Here is an 18128-nt window from a genome sequence, read left to right as displayed (position 1 = left end):
TGAGGCACGTTAATGTTCATCGATGAAGCACGAATCCGGATCAAGGCAGGCGATGGCGGCAATGGCTGCATGGCCTTCCGCCGCGAGAAATTTGTCCCCCGCGGCGGCCCCTCCGGCGGCGACGGCGGCCACGGCGGCGACATCCTCATGCGCTCCTCGCTCTCCCACAACACCCTCGTCCACTTCCGCTTCAACCCCGAATGGAAATCCGAGCGCGGCGGTCACGGCCTCGGCTCCAACATGTCCGGCGCCGCCGGCGAACACACCGTGCTCAAAGTCCCCGTCGGCACCGTCCTCTACGACGACGACACCGGCGAGGTCATCCACGATTTCACCCACCCCGACGACGAGATCGTCATCGCCCGCGGCGGTCGCGGTGGCCGTGGCAACCAGCACTTCGCCACCTCTACGCATCAAGCCCCGCGCGAACATGAGCTCGGCCGCCTCGGCGACGCCCACAACTATCGCCTCGAACTCCGCCTCCTCGCCGACGTCGGCCTCGTAGGCTATCCCAACGTCGGCAAGTCCACGCTGATCTCGCGCCTCTCCGCCGCCCGCCCCAAGATCGCCAACTACGCCTTCACCACCCTCGAGCCCAACCTCGGCGTCGTCCAAATCGGCGACGCTCCCTATGAGCGCAGCTTCACCGTAGCCGACATGCCGGGCCTCATCGAAGGCGCGCACCTCGGCGCCGGCCTCGGCGTCCAGTTCCTCAAACACATCGAGCGCACCAGCGTCCTCGCCCATCTCATCGACGTCTCCGACGCAGCCGACTCCACCAGCGGCAGCGCCCGCCCCGACCCCGTCGCCGACTACAACGTCATCACCGCCGAGCTAAAATCCTTCGACCCCGCCCTGGCCGCCAAGCCCACCATCCTCGTAGCCGCCAAGGCCGACGTGGCCAACCCCGCCAAGCTCAAAAAGCTAACCACCTTCGCCAAGCGAAAGAAGCTGCCGCTCTATTTAATCTCAGCCGTCACCGGCGAAGGCATTGAAAAACTAAAGTACGCCATGGCCGACGCGGTCGAGGCCCACCGCACCATCGACCTCACCGCCAAGCCCGACACCGAGCCAGCCGTCTTCAAGCCAGCCAAGCGCAGACCCAACTACCCACCCCCAGCCCCCAGCGCCAAAACGCGTTCCCGCTAAGACTCCTGGGAGACAAATCAGGCCAGAGCACACGTAGCTCTGGCCTTTGCTTTTCTTGCTGTCATTCCCTTCGGGAATCCGCTTCTCCACGCATGCCCTGGGCGCTAAGCCCTGAGCCCGTGGCCCCTAGTACGACGGGTGAAACAGTACCAAAATCCCCACGCAACAAACCCCAAACGTGATCACCAACAGCGGCCACCAACGATCAATCCAAGAATCCTTCTTCGAGCTCATCCCAACACCAACCTTCCCTCCCGAAATTCTAACCCAATCCCCCGCTTCCTTAGTACCGCCACGCGAAGCGCCCTCGCCGTCCGCGCAGGACCCTACTTCTTCATGGCCTTCATGTTCCGGCCGCCCGGGTTCAGAACAAGGTAGGTCACCTTCCCCTGCGCATCCGGAACGAACTCGAACTCTGCGCCAACCTCCGGCACCAGGAACTTCGTCGGCGACTCCGCAATTACCGCCGCCTCGCTCTCCCCCGTCGCGCTTGCCACCAGGTGTCCGACCTTCATCGCGAGCACAATTTCAAACCCCGGCCGCACCTCATACGTCCCCACATACTCCGCAAGAATCTTCGGATCTACGGTCACCGCGGTCCGCACCTCCGGCTTCAAATCGGCCCACCCATACTCCGCGGCAATACTACGCATCACTTCATCGGCCAGCCTTCCTCCGCCCTGCGCATTGGTCATCACCACTGCGCCCTCGCCACCTTTCTCATACGCAGTAAAGTTAGACTCGAAGCCCTCATTCACCCCGCCATGCGCAAAGTACGGATCAGTCTTGCTCCCGCCGATCTGAACTCCCAGCCCCCAATCGCCCATGCCCGGCGTAAGCATCTGCACCGTCATCTCTTTCGACAGCACATGATTCGCCTCCCCCACCAACGACCGCTCCACCTCAATCTCATACTTCGCCAAATCCGTAGGCGTCGTCCATAATCCAGCCGCCGCCATCTCCGGATACGTATGCGCTCCCCCTACAACCGGCGTCCCATCGTGCTCGTACGGGGTCGCCGCCATCGCTTTCCAATCCTCCGGCAGCGGCTGTTGATACGTACTATGCGTCATCCCAATCGGCGCCAGCACAGTATCGTGCAGCAGTTTCGGAAACGCCTCACCGCTCGCGTCGATCATCATCAACTGCATGATCGTGATCCCACCACCCGAATAATTCCACCTCGTCCCCGGCTCCGCCTCCACACGAATCGCCGGAGTGTTCGCCGGCTTCTCCCCATTCAGCACTTGCACCAGCGTCGGCACCGGCTCCCCAAGCGCATACCCGGGAAACCCGTGCACCGTAGTCCCGCCGGTATGCGTCAGCAGCTCCCTCAGCGTCACCACCTTACCCTTCGCCTCAGGTCCATACGGCAGCTTCCAACTCTTCAGCTCCGTATTCACATCCGCATCCAGCGATAGCTTCCCCTCCTGCACCAGCTTCAACGCCGCCATCGCCGCCACCGGCTTGCTGATCGACCCAGCCTGGAACAACGTCTCGGCCGTCACGGCAGGCCCACCGACCTTCATCACCCCGAACCCCTGCGCCCACTCAATCACGCCATGATGAATCACGGCGATGCTCACCCCCGGGACATGCAGCGCCGCCATCCGTTCCTGCAACGTGTGCGCAGCATGCGCATCGCCCTTCAGAATGACCGGCTCCACCAACCCCGCCTCCACCCGCTCAATGTGCCGCCGCGTCTCAGCAGAAGGCGCGGCCGTCTGCGCCACAAGAGCAGGAACCCCCGCCCACAAGAAAACCGCCGCCAACCCTCGCCCGCATCCCAAACGCATAAGCTTCACTCCGCAAAATCAGGATCTGTTCGCAGCGCCCAACTATCCACTGCATTGGCGCACCAATTCTAGCCGCCTCTCTCTTCCGCGGTCTCACTACGTGAAGTCCGTCACCGTCCGCGCAGGACCCCGTTAGCTGCGCGTCGCTCGAAACTTGTTCGCCTTAGCAAACTCATCCCGCAGCTCAGGAGTCTTCAAATTCTCGCGCACATGCGCCAGACGTTGTTCGAGCGCCCCCAGCGTCTCCGCAATCGCCTTCGTATTCGTCATCGCCACATCGCGCCACATGCTATACGGGCTAGCTCCCAGCCGAGTCATCTCCCGCAGCGCCCGCCCGCCAATCGCCTGCACCGCTGCCATCCCCTCGCGGTCATCCGCAAATCGGTCTTGAAGCTCAGCAGACAGCGCAGTAGCCAGCATCTGCGGCAGATGGCTCACCCATGCGCACACCTCGTCGTGCCGCGCCGGATCCAGCTCCCGCATCACCGCGCCCATCCGCACCACCCACTTCCGCCACTCCATCTCCAACTCACCCCCGGCCATCCATCCCGCGCCCGAGCAAAACAGCCAAGTCGCCCCGCGAAACAAATCCGCCTCCGCCAGCGCAGCGCCGCCCGACTCCTTCCCCGCCATCGGATGTCCCGGCAAGAACCGCGCCCGGCCAGTCTGCGCGCCTTCAGGTTGATTGAACAGCTTCCCCGCCAACGCAGTAATCTCGCCCTTCGTGCTCCCCACATCGGTCACCAGCTGCGTCTCCTTCAGCTTCGGAGCCAGCTGCTGCATCCAGTCCAATATCGGCAGCACCGGAGTGGCCAGCACGACAACATCCGCGTCCGTCTCCAGCACGGCCTCACGCCGCTCCAGCGCCCGATCAATCGCCTTGCACTCGAGCGCCTTCTTCAACTCCTCCGCGTTCGCATCCCACCCCGCGACCTCACCCTCAAATCCATTGGCCTTCAGGGCCAATCCCACGGAAGCCCCAATCAATCCTGTCCCCACAATCAGCACCTTGTTCATCGCGCCTCCCGCCTGTGAGTGAACGCCTTTACATGCTCACCCGTCTCTTTCGAGACCCGATAATCTCCCGCAACCTGACCCTTCCCACGCAGCACATACTTATATGTCGTCAATCCTTCCAACCCAACCGGCCCGCGCGCATGCAGCTTGCTCGTGCTGATCCCCACCTCCGCGCCGAACCCATACCGAAACCCATCCGCAAACCGAGTCGACGCGTTATGCATCACGCTCGCCGCATCCACCTCGCGCAGGAACCGCTCCGCCACAACCGCATCCTCGGCGATAACACTCTCCGTATGCGACGACCCGTGCGCATGAATGTGCTCCATCGCGCCCTCCACCCCCGTCACGACCCCCAACGAAACCGCCAACTCGCCATACTCTGTATGCCAATCCTCGACCGCCTCCACCTCGACCCCGCGCAACAACTCCCGCACCGTAGCATCTCCGTGCAGCCTGACGCCCTTCGCCCTAAGATGCTCTGCCAGCTTCGGCAGAAACTCAGCCGCAATCCCGCGATGCACCAGCACGGTCTCCACCGCATTGCACGCCGCCGGATAGTCGGTCTTGGCATCCTCAATCACCTGCAGCGCCAGCGCCTCATCCGCGCTCTCATCCACGTAGATATGGCAAACTCCCTCTGCATGCCCCAGCACCGGTATCCGCGTGTTCGCCTGCACATACTCCACCAACTCCTTCGACCCGCGTGGGATCACCAGGTCCACCAGCCCATGCATCCCGAGCAACTCCTGCACTCGCTCCCGTCCCACCACCAGCGACACCGCATCCGCAGGCAATCCCTCCCCCACTAGCGCTTCGCGAAGCACCCGCACCAGCACGCCCGCCGTCCTCTCCACCTCTTTCCCCGCCTTCAGCAACACCGAATTCCCGCTCTTAATCGCCAGCGCCACAATCTGCGTCACCGCATCCGGCCGCGCCTCAAAGATCACGGCCAGCACTCCCAGCGGCACGCTGATCTTCGTAAGATTAAGCCCTTCATCCAGTTCGATTGCATCCAGCCTTCGCCCAAGCGGATCAGGCAACCGCGCCACCGACCACACCTGCTCCGCCATCTCCGCAAGCTTCGCGGCATCCAGCTTCAGCCGCGCCAACGTAGCTGCACTTAAACTTCCACCCTCAGCCCGCACGTCCTCCGCATTCGCAGCCAGCAACTCCGCACTCGCACCTTCAACAGCCAGCGCCATCTCCTCGAGCGCAGCATTCCTCTTCGCTCCATCCAGCGCCGCAAGCACTCGCGAAGCACCCTTCGCCGCCTCGGCCATCGCGCGCACACCCTGCCCGCTCCCCTCCGAAGAAGCCGCCGCGCTCATCGCGCCACTTTCTCCTGCGACGGCTCCTGCATCTTCACCGCCGCAAACAGCGTGCCCACCCTCTCACCCGCAACAATCCGCTCCAGCACATGCGGCGTCCGGCCATTGGCAATAATCACCTGCTTGCCCGCATGCAGCACAATGCGCGCCGACTCGAGCTTCGAGATCATCCCTCCGCGCCCACGCCCATTCACCCCATCCGCCAGCGCCAGAATAGCGTCGTCGACCGCATCCACCTGCTTCAACACCACTGCCCCGGGCTCCGTCGGATTGCGGTCATACAACCCATCCACATCCGACAACAGCACCAGCAGATCCCCACCGATATGCTTCAGCAGCAGCGCCGACAGCTTATCGTTGTCCCCAAAAATTCTCTCCCGCGGCCGCAAATCCGTTGCCCGATCCAGCTCAATCGTCGACACCGTATCGTTCTCATTCACAATCGGAATCACGCCCATCGTCAGCAGCGCATCCAACGCCGCGCGCAGATTCGCATGCCGCGTAGCATCGCGAAAATCATCCTCGGTCAGCAGCACCTGCGCAATCGGACACCCCAGCCGATCGAACGCATCGTCATAAAGCGACATCAGCCGCGACTGCCCAATCGCCGCGCACGCCTGGATCTGCGCCACCACCGTAGGTCGCTCCAGCAACCCCAGTCGCTCCATCCCCAAGCCGACCGCGCCGGAGCTTACCAGCAGCACTTCGATACCCTGCGCGCGCAACTCGGCAACCTGCTCTACCAGCCCGCACAGCAGCCCCAGCGCAACTTTGCCGTCGTGCCGCATGATCACATTCGTTCCAAGTTTGACGACAATCCGATGCAAGGCCTTCTCCTAATAATTCCTACGCATGGATCTGCGAAACAGCCGGTGCAATCGTTCGATCGACAATCGGCGCCAGCCGCCGCAGCTTCTCCACCAGTTTCGTCAACTGCTCCGGATACAACGACTGCGCACCATCCGACAGCGCCTTATCCGGATTCGGATGCATCTCCATCAGCAATCCATCCGCACCCGCAGCCACGCTCGCCAACGCCATCGGCGGAACCAAATCGCGCTTGCCCACGCCGTGCGACGGATCGCCCAGCACCGGCAGATGTGTCAACTTCTTCAGCACCGGAATCGCCGACACATCATACGTATTCCGCGTGTACGTCTCGAAGGTACGAATGCCGCGCTCGCACAACATCAAATCGTAATTGCCGCCCGACAGAATATATTCCGCGCTCAACAGCACCTCTTCAATCGTCGCCGCAATGCCGCGCTTCAGCAGCACCGGCTTGCGCACATGGCCAAGCTCGCGCAGTAGATTAAAGTTCTGCATGTTGCGCGCGCCTACCTGGAAGCAATCGATGTACGGCAGCATCAACTCAATCTGCGAGATCTCCATCACCTCGGTGATCACCAGCAGTCCAAATTCATCGGACACTTCGCGCAGCAGCTTCAGCCCTTCCAAACCCATACCCTGGAAGCTGTACGGAGAGCTGCGCGGCTTGAACGCGCCGCCACGCAAAAACTGTGCGCCCGCCGCAGCCACCTGCTGCGCACTCAGGCGAATCTGCTCGCGACTCTCGACCGAGCACGGCCCGGACATGATGACGACCTCATCGCCACCCACCACCAGCCCATTCGGAAACGTAATCCGCGTTCCCTCCGGCCGGAATCCGCGTCCCGCCAGCTTATACGGCGACGAGATGCGGTAAGCCTGGTGCACGCCCGACAGCACCTGGAACTCCGTCACCTCAAAGTGCGCCGGCGTTCCCACGCCCGCAAGAATGGTCTGCGTCTCACCCGTTGTCCGGTGGACATTGAATCCCAACTCAACCATCCGCTCAATCACATGCTGAATCTGTTCATCGGTGGCTTGGTCCTGCATCGCGACGATCATCACTGGATCCCTCTGTAGTCCTCAATAAAATTTTCACTGCTTGGCAGCGCGGCCAACAACCCAGGGCCGCGTCCGCACATCTCAAATCAAGGCTGCTGACGCTGTAACGCACGCATCACGTCCATCACCCGTTCATAAATGTCCTGCACCTGCGCGTCCGTAAGCGGTCCCGGATTCACACTCCGCACGTGATCAAACACAGTCTGCTCCCGCATCGGTTCGTAGATCGGAACGTTGATCTTTGCCTTCAACTTCCCAATCTCAACCGCCGCTGCCGCTCGTTGAGAAAGCAACCGGACGATCTGCTCATCCAGCCCATCAATCTTGTCCCGCCAATCCGAAATGTCCATGCTGCCTCATGCCGCGAGCGCTCTCTGCTCGCAAAGATAGTTGTGCCTGCAAAGCTAGTCTGGAAGTGACGCCCTGTAGTTGCTTTCCAGACTGGGTTAAGGCGCGGAACCAACAGCCGCCGCGCGTTCAATGGCCTGACATAATGATACGTGTTACACGCCGCTCTCATGCGCTTTTCACTCCGCCGCACAAGCTGCGAACAAACTCTCCAACCGCCCGCGGCGCCTCAGTCGCTGGCGTCTTCTCTATCAACCCCACAATCGCGCTGCCCACTACCGCCGCATCCGCAAACTCTCCCACCGCCCGCACATGCCCCGGCGTCGACACCCCAAACCCCAACGCAATCGGCAGCTTCGTAAACTTCCTTAGCCTCTCGACCAGCCCCTTCGCATCCGACGCCAGCTCCGTCTGCGTTCCCGTAATCCCCACCCGCGAAATTGCATACACAAACCCCTGCGAGTTCTCCGCAATCGCCTTCAACCGCTCATCCGGCGAAGTAGGCGCCGCCAGGAACACCGGCATCAGCCCCGTCGCGTGCATCACCTTCAAATACTCCTCGGCCTCTTCGACGATCATGTCGGTCAGCAGAACCCCATCCGCGCCCGCCTCTTTCGCCGCCTTCGCAAACTTCTCCAGCCCCATCTGCAACACCGGGTTCAAGTAGCTGAACAAAATAATCCCAGCCTCAGCTCGCGCCGCGCGAATCTCCCTGCAGATCCGCAGCACATCGGTAAGCCGCGTTCCTTTCGCAACCGCCCGCTCACTAGCCCGCTGAATCACCGGCCCATCCGCCAGCGGGTCGCTGAACGGCACCCCCAGCTCAATCACATCCGCCCCATTGTCGATAGCCGCAATCGCCATCTCGCACGTAGTCGCCAGATCAGGATCACCCGCCGTAAAGTAAATCACCAGACCTGGACGCTTTGAGAATCGAATCGGCATATCAGGCCTGCGCCTCAAGATAGTAAGCCTTCACTGCGATGGCCTTCCCTTCTTCGTTTAATTCCACAACGTCGAGGACGCGGTTATCGTTATCGCGGCGGTAGAGCGCTGCGTATCCGCTGGGAGCAGTAAACACTTCCTCCAACTCGAAGTGCAGCGTCGGCGCCAGCCCCAGTCCATGCCGAAAATGTTCTCGCAGTTCAGCCGCGCCATGCAATCGACCATCAGGCCGATTCCAACGCGACACCACGGTGCTCGCTTCAAACACAACGCCGTCCGCATAATGCGTCATGATGCCGTCCAGGTCGCGCGCGTTCCAGCTTTCAATCCATCCAGCCACAAGAGTTCGCGTGTCATTGCTAGCAGCGGTCATCGACGTACCTCCGCTCCATCCAATTTCATCTCGCGCGTCAAAATCCCGATGTCCTTATCCCCGCGCCCGCTAACATTCACAATCACAATCTTCTCTTTCCCCACCTTCGGAGCCAGCTTCATCACCTCGGCAATCGCATGCGCGCTCTCAAGCGCCGGAATAATCCCCTCCGTCCGCGACAGCACCTTCACCGCCTCCAGCGCCTCATCATCCGTCGCACTCGTGTACGTAGCCCGCCCCGAGTCATGCAGCATCGCATGCTCCGGCCCCACACTCGCATAATCCAACCCCGCGCTCACCGAGTGCGTAGCCGCAATCTGTCCCGCCGCATCCTGCAGCACATAGCTGTACGTCCCCTGCAACACCCCCGGAACGCCGCCGCCATTGGGCGCAAACCGCGCCGCATGTTCGCCCAGCGCCGTCCCCCGACCACCAGCCTCCACACCAATCAGCGCAACATTCGGCTCCGGCAAAAACTCATAGAACGCACCAATCGCATTCGATCCCCCACCCACGCAAGCAATCACCGTATCGGGCAACCGTCCTTCATGCTCCAAAATCTGCCGCTTCATCTCCTTCGAAATCACACGCTGAAAATCCCGAACCATCGTCGGATACGGATGCGACCCAAGGGCGCTCCCCAAAATATAAAAAGTAGATCGGACATTGGTAACCCAGTCCCGCATCGCCTCATTGATCGCGTCCTTCAACGTCGCCGACCCCGACGCAACCCCACGTACCTCAGCGCCGAGCAGCCGCATCCGAAACACATTCAGCTCCTGCCGCCGCATGTCTTCCTCGCCCATGTAGACCACGCATTCCAGCCCAAACAGCGCACACACTGTCGCCGTCGCCACCCCATGCTGCCCCGCGCCCGTCTCCGCGATAATCCGCTGTTTCCCCATTCGCCGAGCCAGCATCACCTGCCCCAGCGCGTTATTAATCTTGTGCGCGCCCGTGTGTAGCAGATCTTCGCGCTTCAAATAAATCTTCGCCCCACCCAGCGTCTCCGTCAGCCGCTTCGCAAAGTACAGCGGCGTAGGACGCCCGCAATAATCCTTGAGCAACCCATCTAACTCCGCATGAAACGCCGCATCCGCCTGTGCCTCCGCATACGCGGCATCGAGCTCCAGCAGCGCCGCCATCAGCGTCTCCGGAACATACCGCCCGCCATACGCGCCAAACCTTCCCGGCGTACTATTCGCCGCCACACCCGCCGGCCGAGTCATCGATGCAGTAGTGCCCATAACGTTTTCATCCTCATCACAACCGCTGCCACAAAACACGAAAGCCGCAACCTTTAGGGTCGCGGCTCGGGGAATCTAGAGATCGCAGGTTCTACGCTTCAGTCCGTGCGAAACTACTCCACCGATGCCGCTACGATAGGCCAGTAGCGGTACGACGGGGTAAATCGCGGGCTGAAGAAAAACTTCATGGGTTTCAATGTACACCGGCAACCAAAGCTCTGCAACTAGCTATCTCGTTGTCCGGCCGCCCTCGCCGCCGCCACAAACGCCCGCAGCCGCTCCGGATCCTTCTTCCCCGGCGCACTCTCCACCCCACTCGCGACATCCACGCCCCACGGCGCAAACGCCTCAATCGCCTCGCCGACATTCTCGGCATTCAGCCCTCCGGCCACGATCACCCACCCCCCCGTCGCCTCCTGCACCTCCCGCACCACCGCCGCCGTGCGGTCCCAGTCAAAGCTCATCCCCGTCCCTCCCGATACACCCCCATGCGAAGCATCTAGCAACGCCACCAGCACATAGGGGTGCGACAACACCGCCGTCAACACCCACTGCAGCTCCTCCAGATCCATTCCCACCTGAACGTCGACCACTTGCACCACGTGCAACGCACTGCCACTCCCAGCATCAATCGCATCCACCAGCTTCGGATCAAACCTGCTATGCAACTGCACCGCGGTCAACCCCGCAACCCTCGCTGTCCGCACAATCTCTGCCGCATCGGTCGACGTAAACACACCCACCTTTGCCAACTCCGCCGGGAGCTCGCGCGTAATCTCCGCCACCTGCTCCGGAGTCACCCGTCTCTTGCTCGCCGCAAACACAAACCCTACCGCATCCACGCCAAGCTCCGCCGCCAGGCGCGCGTCTTCCAGGTTCGTATTGGCACAGATCTTAATAAACATTGACTTGGTTCAGACCGCCACGCAGTAGACTCGCCAGGGCCCCACCCGGTCGCGACTCCCGCATCAGCGACTCGCCAATCAAAAACGCCTCGTACCCCGCCGCGCTCAGCTTGCGCATGTCCGCCTGCGTATGGATCCCGCTCTCCGCCACGCGCACAGCACTCTTCGGCAGCTTCTCGGCCAGCTCGCATGCGCGTTCGAGCGACACGTCAAACGTTCGCAGATCGCGGCTATTCACGCCGACGCACTCACATTCCAGCTCAAGCGCGCGATTCAACTCTTCCGCGTCATGCACCTCGCACAACACATCCAGCCCATACGACCGCGCACTCGCCCGCAGCCTTTTCAACTCCGCATCTGTAAGCGCCGCCACAATCAGCAAAATCGCATCTGCTCGATTTGCCCGCGCCTCCAGCATCTGAAACTCATCCACCATAAAGTCCTTGCGCAGACACGGCAGCCAAACCGCCGCACTCGCCCGTCGCAGATTCTCCAGTGACCCCTGGAAGAATTTCTCATCGGTCAGCACCGACAGCGCCGTCGCTCCGCCTGCCTCCAGCTGCAGCGCAATCTCTACCGGCTCAAACATCTCCCGGATCAGCCCCTTCGACGGCGACGCCTTCTTCAACTCCGCAATCACCGCCGCCCCACGCCCACTGCGCGCCCGCAGCGCCCTCGCAAACCCACGCGGAACATGCCGCGCCGCCGCCGCCTCCAGCGAACGCATGTCTGCCGCCGCCTTCCGTTCCGCCACCACCGCGCGCGTATGCGCAAGAATCTCCGGCAGATACAGCGTCGGCTCTGAGCTATCCGTCAGCATTCCCTCCATGCTACCCCTGAACGCGGTACTCCCCCAACGGAAAACAGCGAGCCCAAGCCAAGCTCGCCGTCCGTTCCCTACATGGTTATTTGCGACTCTGGTTACCGCCCCTTACGCCTTCCCCGCCAACTGCCGCAGTACGTACTGCAAAATCCCGCCGTGCTGGTAGTAGAGGATCTCCTGTGGCGTATCAATGCGCACCATCGCCGGGAACGTCTTTTTCGTCCCATCGGCCGCCGTCGCAACCACCGTCAGCGCCTTGCCGCCCCCAAACTTCGAGTCCAGCATCGCCTTCAGTTCACCCGTCTTCGTGCCCAGCGTAAACGTCTCCTCGCCCGTCAATCCAAGCGATTCCACGCTCGCGCCCTCCTCAAACTGCAGCGGCAGAATCCCCATGCCCACCAGGTTCGACCGGTGAATGCGCTCATAGCTCTCCGCAATCACAAACCGAATTCCCAGCAAACACGGACCCTTCGCAGCCCAATCTCGGCTCGACCCCGACCCATACTCCTTGCCCGCCAGAATCGCCAGCGGCGTTCCGCGCTTCGCGTACTCAACACTAGCGTCGTAAATCGACATCCCCGTCCCCTCAGGCAGCAACCGCGTCACGCCACCTTCCGTTCCCGGAGCCAACTTGTTCCGGAGCCGCACATTGGCAAACGTTCCACGCACCATCACCTCATGGTTCCCGCGCCGCGAGCCATACGAATTGAAGTCCGAAGGCTTCACCCCATGCTCAGTCAGATACTGCCCCGCCGGCCCGTTCAGCTTGATCGATCCCGCCGGAGAAATATGGTCCGTCGTCACCGAATCGCCCAGCACCGCCAGCACCCGCGCGTCGACAATATCCTTTACCTCGGCCGGCGTCGCAGGCATGCCATCAAAGTAAGGAGCCTTCCGGATATACGTGGAATCCTTCTCCCACCCATACGTCTCGCCCAGCGGAAACTTCAAGTGCTGCCAGTTGGTATCGCCATCGCTCACCGTCGCATACTGCGTCCGGAACATAGTCGAGTCAATGCAGCTAGCCACCGTATCCGACACCTCTTTCTGCGACGGCCAGATGTCCTTCAGGTAAACCCGCCGACCATCCTTGCCTGTGCCCAGCGCATCATGATCGAAGTCATGCGAGATATGTCCAGCCAGCGCATACGCCACCACCAGCGGCGGACTCATCAAATAATTCGCTCTTACCTCCGGCGAGATCCGTCCCTCAAAATTCCGATTCCCGCTCAACACTGACACCGCAACCAGCCCATGCTCTTCAATCGCCTTCGACACATCCGTAGGCAGCGGTCCCGAGTTGCCAATGCACGTCGTGCATCCATATCCGACCACGTTGAACCGCAGCGCCTCCAGGTACGGCAGCAGCCCCGCCCGCGTGTAGTAATCCGTCACCACGCGCGAACCCGGCGCCAGCGACGTCTTCACCCACGGTGGCATCGTCAATCCAGCCTCGACAGCTTTCTTCGCCAGCAATCCCGCCGCCACCATCACGTACGGATTGCTCGTATTCGTACAGCTCGTAATCGCCGCAATCACAATCGAGCCATCGGTCAAATACTTCTCCGGATTCACACCGAACCGTCTCTCCACCGAGTGCATCGCATCGTCGTCGCCTTCCGCCTCCATCACGCCAACCGAGCTCTCCAGCTCGCCGCCCTTCGACGCATGCCCGCCCTCGCCCTCCCAGCGAACCATCTGCCGCACCACGCTCTTGTTCGCATTCGGACCCTGCAGCTCGGCCAGTTTTGAAGCAAAGCTCTTCGGAGTCTGCGACAACAGCACCCGATCCTGCGGCCGCTTCGGCCCCGCCACGCTCGGCTCCACCGTGCTCAAATCCAAATTCAGCGTAGCGCTGTACTCCGCCTCCGGAGCACCCGCCGTATGGAACAATCCCTGCGCCTTGTAATAAGCCTCGACCAGCGCAATCTGCTCGTCGCTCCGCCCCGTCAGCCGCAGATACTTCAACGTCTCCGCATCTACCGGGAAGATCCCGCACGTCGCCCCATACTCCGGGGCCATGTTCGCAATCGTCGCGCGATCCGCCAACGGCAGCTCGCTGATGCCCGGCCCATAGAACTCCACAAACTTGCCCACAACACCATGCTTGCGCAGCGCTTCCGTAACCGTCAGCACCAAATCCGTGGCAGTAGTCCCTTCCTTCAACTTCCCTTCCAGCCGGAAGCCAACCACCTGCGGCACCAGCATGCTTACCGGCTGACCCAGCATCGCAGCCTCTGCTTCAATGCCGCCAACGCCCCACCCCAGCACACCCAGCCCATTGATCATCGTCGTGTGCGAGTCCGTCCCCACCAACGTATCCGGATACGCCGTCACGCTTCCATCGGCCTCAGTCTTCGTAAACGTAACGCGCGCCAGGTACTCCAAATTCACTTGGTGACAGATCCCCATCCCCGGCGGCACTGCAGAAAAATTATGGAACGCCGTCTGCCCCCACTTCAGAAACGCATAGCGCTCGCGGTTACGCGTAAACTCCAGCGCCGCATTCAAGTCATACGAGTACGGGCTGCCATACTCATCCACCTGCACGCTGTGGTCGATCACCAACTCGGCCGGCACCAGCGGATTGATCTTCTCGATCTCCGCCTGCCCGCCGCCCAGCGCCTTCATCGCATCGCGCATCGCGGCCAGATCCACCACCGCGGGTACACCCGTAAAGTCCTGCATCAGCACACGCGCAGGCATGAACGCAATCTCACGCGACGGCTCCGCCTTCGGATCCCAGCTCGCCAGAAAGCGAATGTCGTCCGCCGTCACGGTCTTGCCGTCTTCGCAGCGCAACAGGTTTTCCAGCAATATCCGCAGCGAGTACGGCAGGCGCGAGAGATTCACTCCCTCAAGCGCGCTCAGTTTGTAGTAGTTCACCTTCTTCGCGCCGCTCTCCAGTGTGGCGGCGGCGTTGAAGCTGTTCGGGTGCGTGGTGTTCGCATGCGTCGTGTTCGGCATTGCTCTCTTCTCCTGTTTGGCTGGAACGAATGGATGTGCGTCGCGTTTCGTGGCGTACCAGCGCACCGCAAAATCGCGCGCGGCTGGAATTCATCTTGTGCGGGAGAGGGTCGCGCTCAACAACTGCGCGGTCTTAGCAGGAACGGCCGCGATCACGCCGGCCCCGTAGAAACCGCTTCGCCTTGCGTGACCGGGTCACGTTATAAGCGCGTATCTGGAGGACACCATCGTGCATGCAAGGAATTTTACGCTCACAGCCTCACCTTTGGCATGGCCCTCGCATCCCATTTCCCCGCAAAATGTTGCCAACAAACAGCCTCAGCCCAAATCTCGGCATCTCACTGACAATGCGCGCCCGCCAATAGAAACTTTTGCGCCGCGCCGGAGTTAGAACGATTATGGAAAACCGCACGATCCTACGTACGTTTGGCCTCATCAGCGCCTCCGCCTTGCTCGCCGTCTGTTTTGTAGGCTGCAAGAATAGCTCGGCCAACGCCGCGAACACCGCCGCTATCAACGACGGCACTGCTCCTCCCAGCGGCGACGCAGACCCCGCCGACGCCAACCTCGCGCCAGCCTCCAGCACCGCGCCGGCCTCCAACACCCAGGTTCTCGCCGCCAACTCCTCCTACACTCCTCAGCAGCAGGGCGAAACCTATCAACAGCAGCAAGCGCCGCCGCCCGAAAACTACCAGCAGCAAGCGCCCGCCCCTGTCGTCCAGGGCTATAACGACCAGGATCAATCTGCTGAATACGCTGGCGAAGATGCTGTCGCCGAATACGCCGACCAGCCCCCGCCGCCGCTGCCCCAGTACGACCAGCCACCCGCTCCCGAACCCAATTACATGTGGACGCCCGGCTACTGGGCATGGGGTCCTGGAGGCTACTACTGGGTTCCCGGCGTATGGTGCCCGCCCCCTTACTACGGCGCCCTCTGGACCCCTCCCTACTGGGGCTATTACGGCGGTCGCTATGGCTTCCACCACGGTTATTGGGGCGCCCACATCGGCTACTACGGTGGTGTCGACTACGGCTTCGGCTACATCGGCATCGGCTACTTCGGTGGCTACTGGAACCACAATAACTTCTACTACAACCGCAGTGTGACCAACGTTGGCCGCGTCGGCTACGTCTATAACCGCCCAGTTGTCTACAACAACGTCACCTACACCGGCCGCATTCACAACAACGTGAGCTACAACGGCGGACGCGGCGGAATCAACGTCCAGCCACGTCCCTCGGAATTAGCTGCCCGCGGCCAATATCGCACCGCGGCTCTGCCAGAGCAGCGTCAAATGGCTCAGAGCGCTGCGCAGAACAAGCAGCAGTTCTACTCAGCCAACCGCGGCAGACCGGCCGAGGCTGCTATGGCCCGACCCATCGCCGCCACTCGTCCCATCGCGGCGACACCCCCAGCCGTGGCACGCGAACAGCAGCAAGCCCAGCTGACGCGCCAGAACATGGCCCGACCCGTCAATGGCGGTCAGCGCCCAGGTCAGCCGGTAAATGAGCAGCGCCCCGGCCAACCCGCGACGCAGCCCACCCGCCCCGGCCAACCCGGAAATGAAGGCCGTCCGATGCCCGAGACGCGCCCCACCCATGGCCAACCCGCAATCCAGCCCGCACGTCCCTTACCTGGCCAACCCGCAATCCAGCCCGCACGTCCCTTACCTGGCCAACCCGGAAACCAGCAGCGTCCCGTAAATGGCCAACGCCCGGCACCGGGAACTCCGGAACAACGCCCCGGCCAGCCAAACCCCGGCGCCCGTCCGGAAACCCGCCCAGCCCCTCAGCCGCAAACCCGGCCCACTCCCCAGCCGCAGACGCGCCCCATACCCGAGACCCGTCCTGCGCCGCAACCGCAGACTCGCCCCATGCCTCAACCCCAGACGCGGCCTGCACCCCAGCCACAATACAGACCCGCTCCCGAGGCTCGGCCCGCGCCACAACAGCAGTCGCGGCCCGCACCTGCTCCTCGTCCTGAACCACAGCAGCAGCCCCGGCCGCAGCCGCAACAGCAATCGCGGCCCGCACCCCAGCCGCAATCTCGTCCTGCCCCCCAACAGCAGTCCCGCCCAGCGCCGCAGCAACAGTCCCACCCGGCGCCGCAACAACCGCACGGCGACAACAAACCGCACTAAGCCATCACGTCAACTTAATTCAACCAGGAAGGGCTCGCCACCAAGGCGAGCCCTTCGACTTTCTAACTCCTAACCCCTACCCTCTATCTCCTGCCCTCACCCCATCGCCATCTCCACCAGCAGCACCGCATTCAGCGCCAAGATAATCCCCGCCACGGTCCATCCCGCAACCTTCATCCGCACCGCGCTCCGAAACTCTCCCATCACCCCAGCCCGATTGGTCAGCAGCAGCAGCGGAATCAGCGCCGCCGGCAGCGTAAAGCTCAGCAGCACCTGCGAGTCATTCAGAATCTTCAGCGGATCGCTGCCCACCCCAATCACGATCAGCGCCGGAACCACCGTGATAAACCGCCGCAAAAAAATCGGAAATTTAATCCCCAGAAATCCTTCGATAATCACCTGCCCCGCCATCACCCCCACCGTCGAGCTGGACAGCCCCGAGCACAGCAGCGCCACCGCAAACACCACCGCCGCACCCCGCCCGAGCAGCGGCCCCAGCGTGTGAAACGCATCCTGAATCGTCGGGTAATACGCCGGCCCCTTATACATCACCACCGCCGCCATGATGATCATCGCGGAGTTAATCAGCCACGCCCCATTCATCGCCACAAACACATCCACCAGCTCAAACCGAAGATACTTCCGCAGCATCCCCGGCCGCGCCTTTTTACTCGCCGGCTCCAATTCGTTCAACCGCGGCTGCACCAGTGCCGAGTGCAAATAGATCACATGCGGCATCACCGTCGCACCCAGCATCCCCACCGCCGCAAACACGCTGCCCCTGAGTGCGAAGGCCCCATGATGCATATCGAACGTCGGCAAAATCGTCGCCACAAACGCGCGATGCCAGTCCGGATGCACCAGGAAAACCTCAAACCCGTAGCACAATCCAATGATCCCAACGAACGCCATGATGCCGCGCTCCAGCCACTGAAACCCCATCAGATCCAGCGCCAAAATTCCAACCACCGCCACCGTCGCAATCAGCGCCGACACAAACAGCCCACCCGTCAGCGAAATTCCATGCGCCATCAACGCCGGCCCAATCAACAGATCGAGCCCCAGCGCCGCGCCCAGAAATTCCGCCAAATCCGTCGCCACCGCAGACACCTCGGCGCACAGCCACAGGCACACACTCGCCTTCCGCGAAAAATGTTTCCTGCAGTTCTGCGGCAGCGTCAACCCGGTCACAATCC

15 protein-coding genes are annotated in these 18128 nt (G+C 61.8%); 2 read left to right on the top strand and 13 right to left on the bottom strand.

The features are described from left to right. The first annotated feature begins 12 nt into the window (after nucleotides 1-12). Nucleotides 13-1149: a GTPase ObgE gene (gene obgE / locus GSQ80_RS20130; RefSeq protein WP_158789464.1), complete on the top strand. Its 1137-nt coding sequence runs from the start codon at nucleotides 13-15 to the stop codon at nucleotides 1147-1149. 326 nt (nucleotides 1150-1475) lie between these two features. Here the strand turns inward: obgE and GSQ80_RS20125 are convergent, their stop codons facing one another. The 12 genes from GSQ80_RS20125 to acnA all read right to left on the bottom strand — a co-directional run bounded on the left by GSQ80_RS20125 (nucleotide 1476) and on the right by acnA (nucleotide 14791). Beyond that, nucleotides 1476-2945: a serine hydrolase gene (locus GSQ80_RS20125; protein WP_158789463.1), complete on the bottom strand. Its 1470-nt coding sequence runs from the start codon at nucleotides 2943-2945 to the stop codon at nucleotides 1476-1478. 132 nt (nucleotides 2946-3077) lie between these two features. Continuing rightward, nucleotides 3078-3962, bottom strand: a complete 885-nt coding sequence (locus GSQ80_RS20120; RefSeq protein ID WP_158789462.1) for a prephenate dehydrogenase/arogenate dehydrogenase family protein — start codon at nucleotides 3960-3962, stop codon at nucleotides 3078-3080. After that, nucleotides 3959-5293 (bottom strand): glutamate-5-semialdehyde dehydrogenase, encoded by a 1335-nt coding sequence (locus GSQ80_RS20115; protein WP_158789461.1) that lies wholly within the window; start codon nucleotides 5291-5293, stop codon nucleotides 3959-3961. Before GSQ80_RS20115 ends, GSQ80_RS20120 begins: the two co-directional genes overlap by 4 nt. Then, nucleotides 5290-6120 carry a glutamate 5-kinase gene (gene proB / locus GSQ80_RS20110; RefSeq protein ID WP_158789460.1) on the bottom strand — a complete coding sequence of 277 codons (831 nt, stop codon included), beginning with the start codon at nucleotides 6118-6120 and terminating at the stop codon, nucleotides 5290-5292. Before proB ends, GSQ80_RS20115 begins: the two co-directional genes overlap by 4 nt. 19 nt (nucleotides 6121-6139) lie before the next feature. Continuing rightward, nucleotides 6140-7183 carry a 3-deoxy-7-phosphoheptulonate synthase gene (gene aroF / locus GSQ80_RS20105; protein ID WP_158789459.1) on the bottom strand — a complete coding sequence of 348 codons (1044 nt, stop codon included), beginning with the start codon at nucleotides 7181-7183 and terminating at the stop codon, nucleotides 6140-6142. Nucleotides 7184-7269: 86 nt separating this feature from the next. Next, nucleotides 7270-7533, bottom strand: a complete 264-nt coding sequence (locus tag GSQ80_RS20100; RefSeq protein WP_158789458.1) for a chorismate mutase — start codon at nucleotides 7531-7533, stop codon at nucleotides 7270-7272. A 166-nt stretch (nucleotides 7534-7699) separates the two neighbouring features. Then, on the bottom strand, nucleotides 7700-8476 hold the full coding sequence (gene trpA, locus GSQ80_RS20095; protein WP_158789457.1) for a tryptophan synthase subunit alpha: 777 nt from the start codon (nucleotides 8474-8476) through the stop codon (nucleotides 7700-7702). Between the two features lies 1 nt (nucleotide 8477). Continuing rightward, complete coding sequence (locus GSQ80_RS20090; RefSeq protein ID WP_158789456.1) at nucleotides 8478-8849, bottom strand: nuclear transport factor 2 family protein; 372 nt, start codon at nucleotides 8847-8849, stop codon at nucleotides 8478-8480. Then, the gene (trpB, locus tag GSQ80_RS20085; protein WP_254059811.1) at nucleotides 8846-10096 is read right to left on the bottom strand and encodes a tryptophan synthase subunit beta; all 1251 of its coding nucleotides are present in this window, start codon (nucleotides 10094-10096) and stop codon (nucleotides 8846-8848) included. Before trpB ends, GSQ80_RS20090 begins: the two co-directional genes overlap by 4 nt. Nucleotides 10097-10320: 224 nt before the next feature. Beyond that, nucleotides 10321-11001, bottom strand: coding sequence for a phosphoribosylanthranilate isomerase (locus GSQ80_RS20080; protein ID WP_158789455.1), 681 nt, complete (start codon nucleotides 10999-11001; stop codon nucleotides 10321-10323). Then, on the bottom strand, nucleotides 10991-11821 hold the full coding sequence (gene trpC / locus GSQ80_RS20075; RefSeq protein WP_158789454.1) for an indole-3-glycerol phosphate synthase TrpC: 831 nt from the start codon (nucleotides 11819-11821) through the stop codon (nucleotides 10991-10993). Before trpC ends, GSQ80_RS20080 begins: the two co-directional genes overlap by 11 nt. A gap of 111 nt (nucleotides 11822-11932) precedes the next feature. Further along, nucleotides 11933-14791 (bottom strand): aconitate hydratase AcnA, encoded by a 2859-nt coding sequence (acnA, locus tag GSQ80_RS20070; protein ID WP_158789453.1) that lies wholly within the window; start codon nucleotides 14789-14791, stop codon nucleotides 11933-11935. A gap of 398 nt (nucleotides 14792-15189) precedes the next feature. On the opposite strand from acnA, the gene GSQ80_RS23520 reads away from it, so the two are divergent. After that, on the top strand, nucleotides 15190-16932 hold the full coding sequence (locus tag GSQ80_RS23520; protein WP_254059810.1) for a hypothetical protein: 1743 nt from the start codon (nucleotides 15190-15192) through the stop codon (nucleotides 16930-16932). Nucleotides 16933-17028: 96 nt separating this feature from the next. Here the strand turns inward: GSQ80_RS23520 and GSQ80_RS20060 are convergent. Beyond that, a partial coding sequence (locus GSQ80_RS20060; RefSeq protein ID WP_158789452.1) for an Nramp family divalent metal transporter occupies nucleotides 17029-18128 on the bottom strand: 1100 nt, incomplete at its 5' end.

It is taken from the genome of Granulicella sp. L46, assembly GCF_009765785.1.
GTDB lineage: Bacteria > Acidobacteriota > Terriglobia > Terriglobales > Acidobacteriaceae > Granulicella.
Note: the sequence above shows the minus strand (reverse complement) of the source record. Positions and strands in the feature narration are given on the sequence as shown.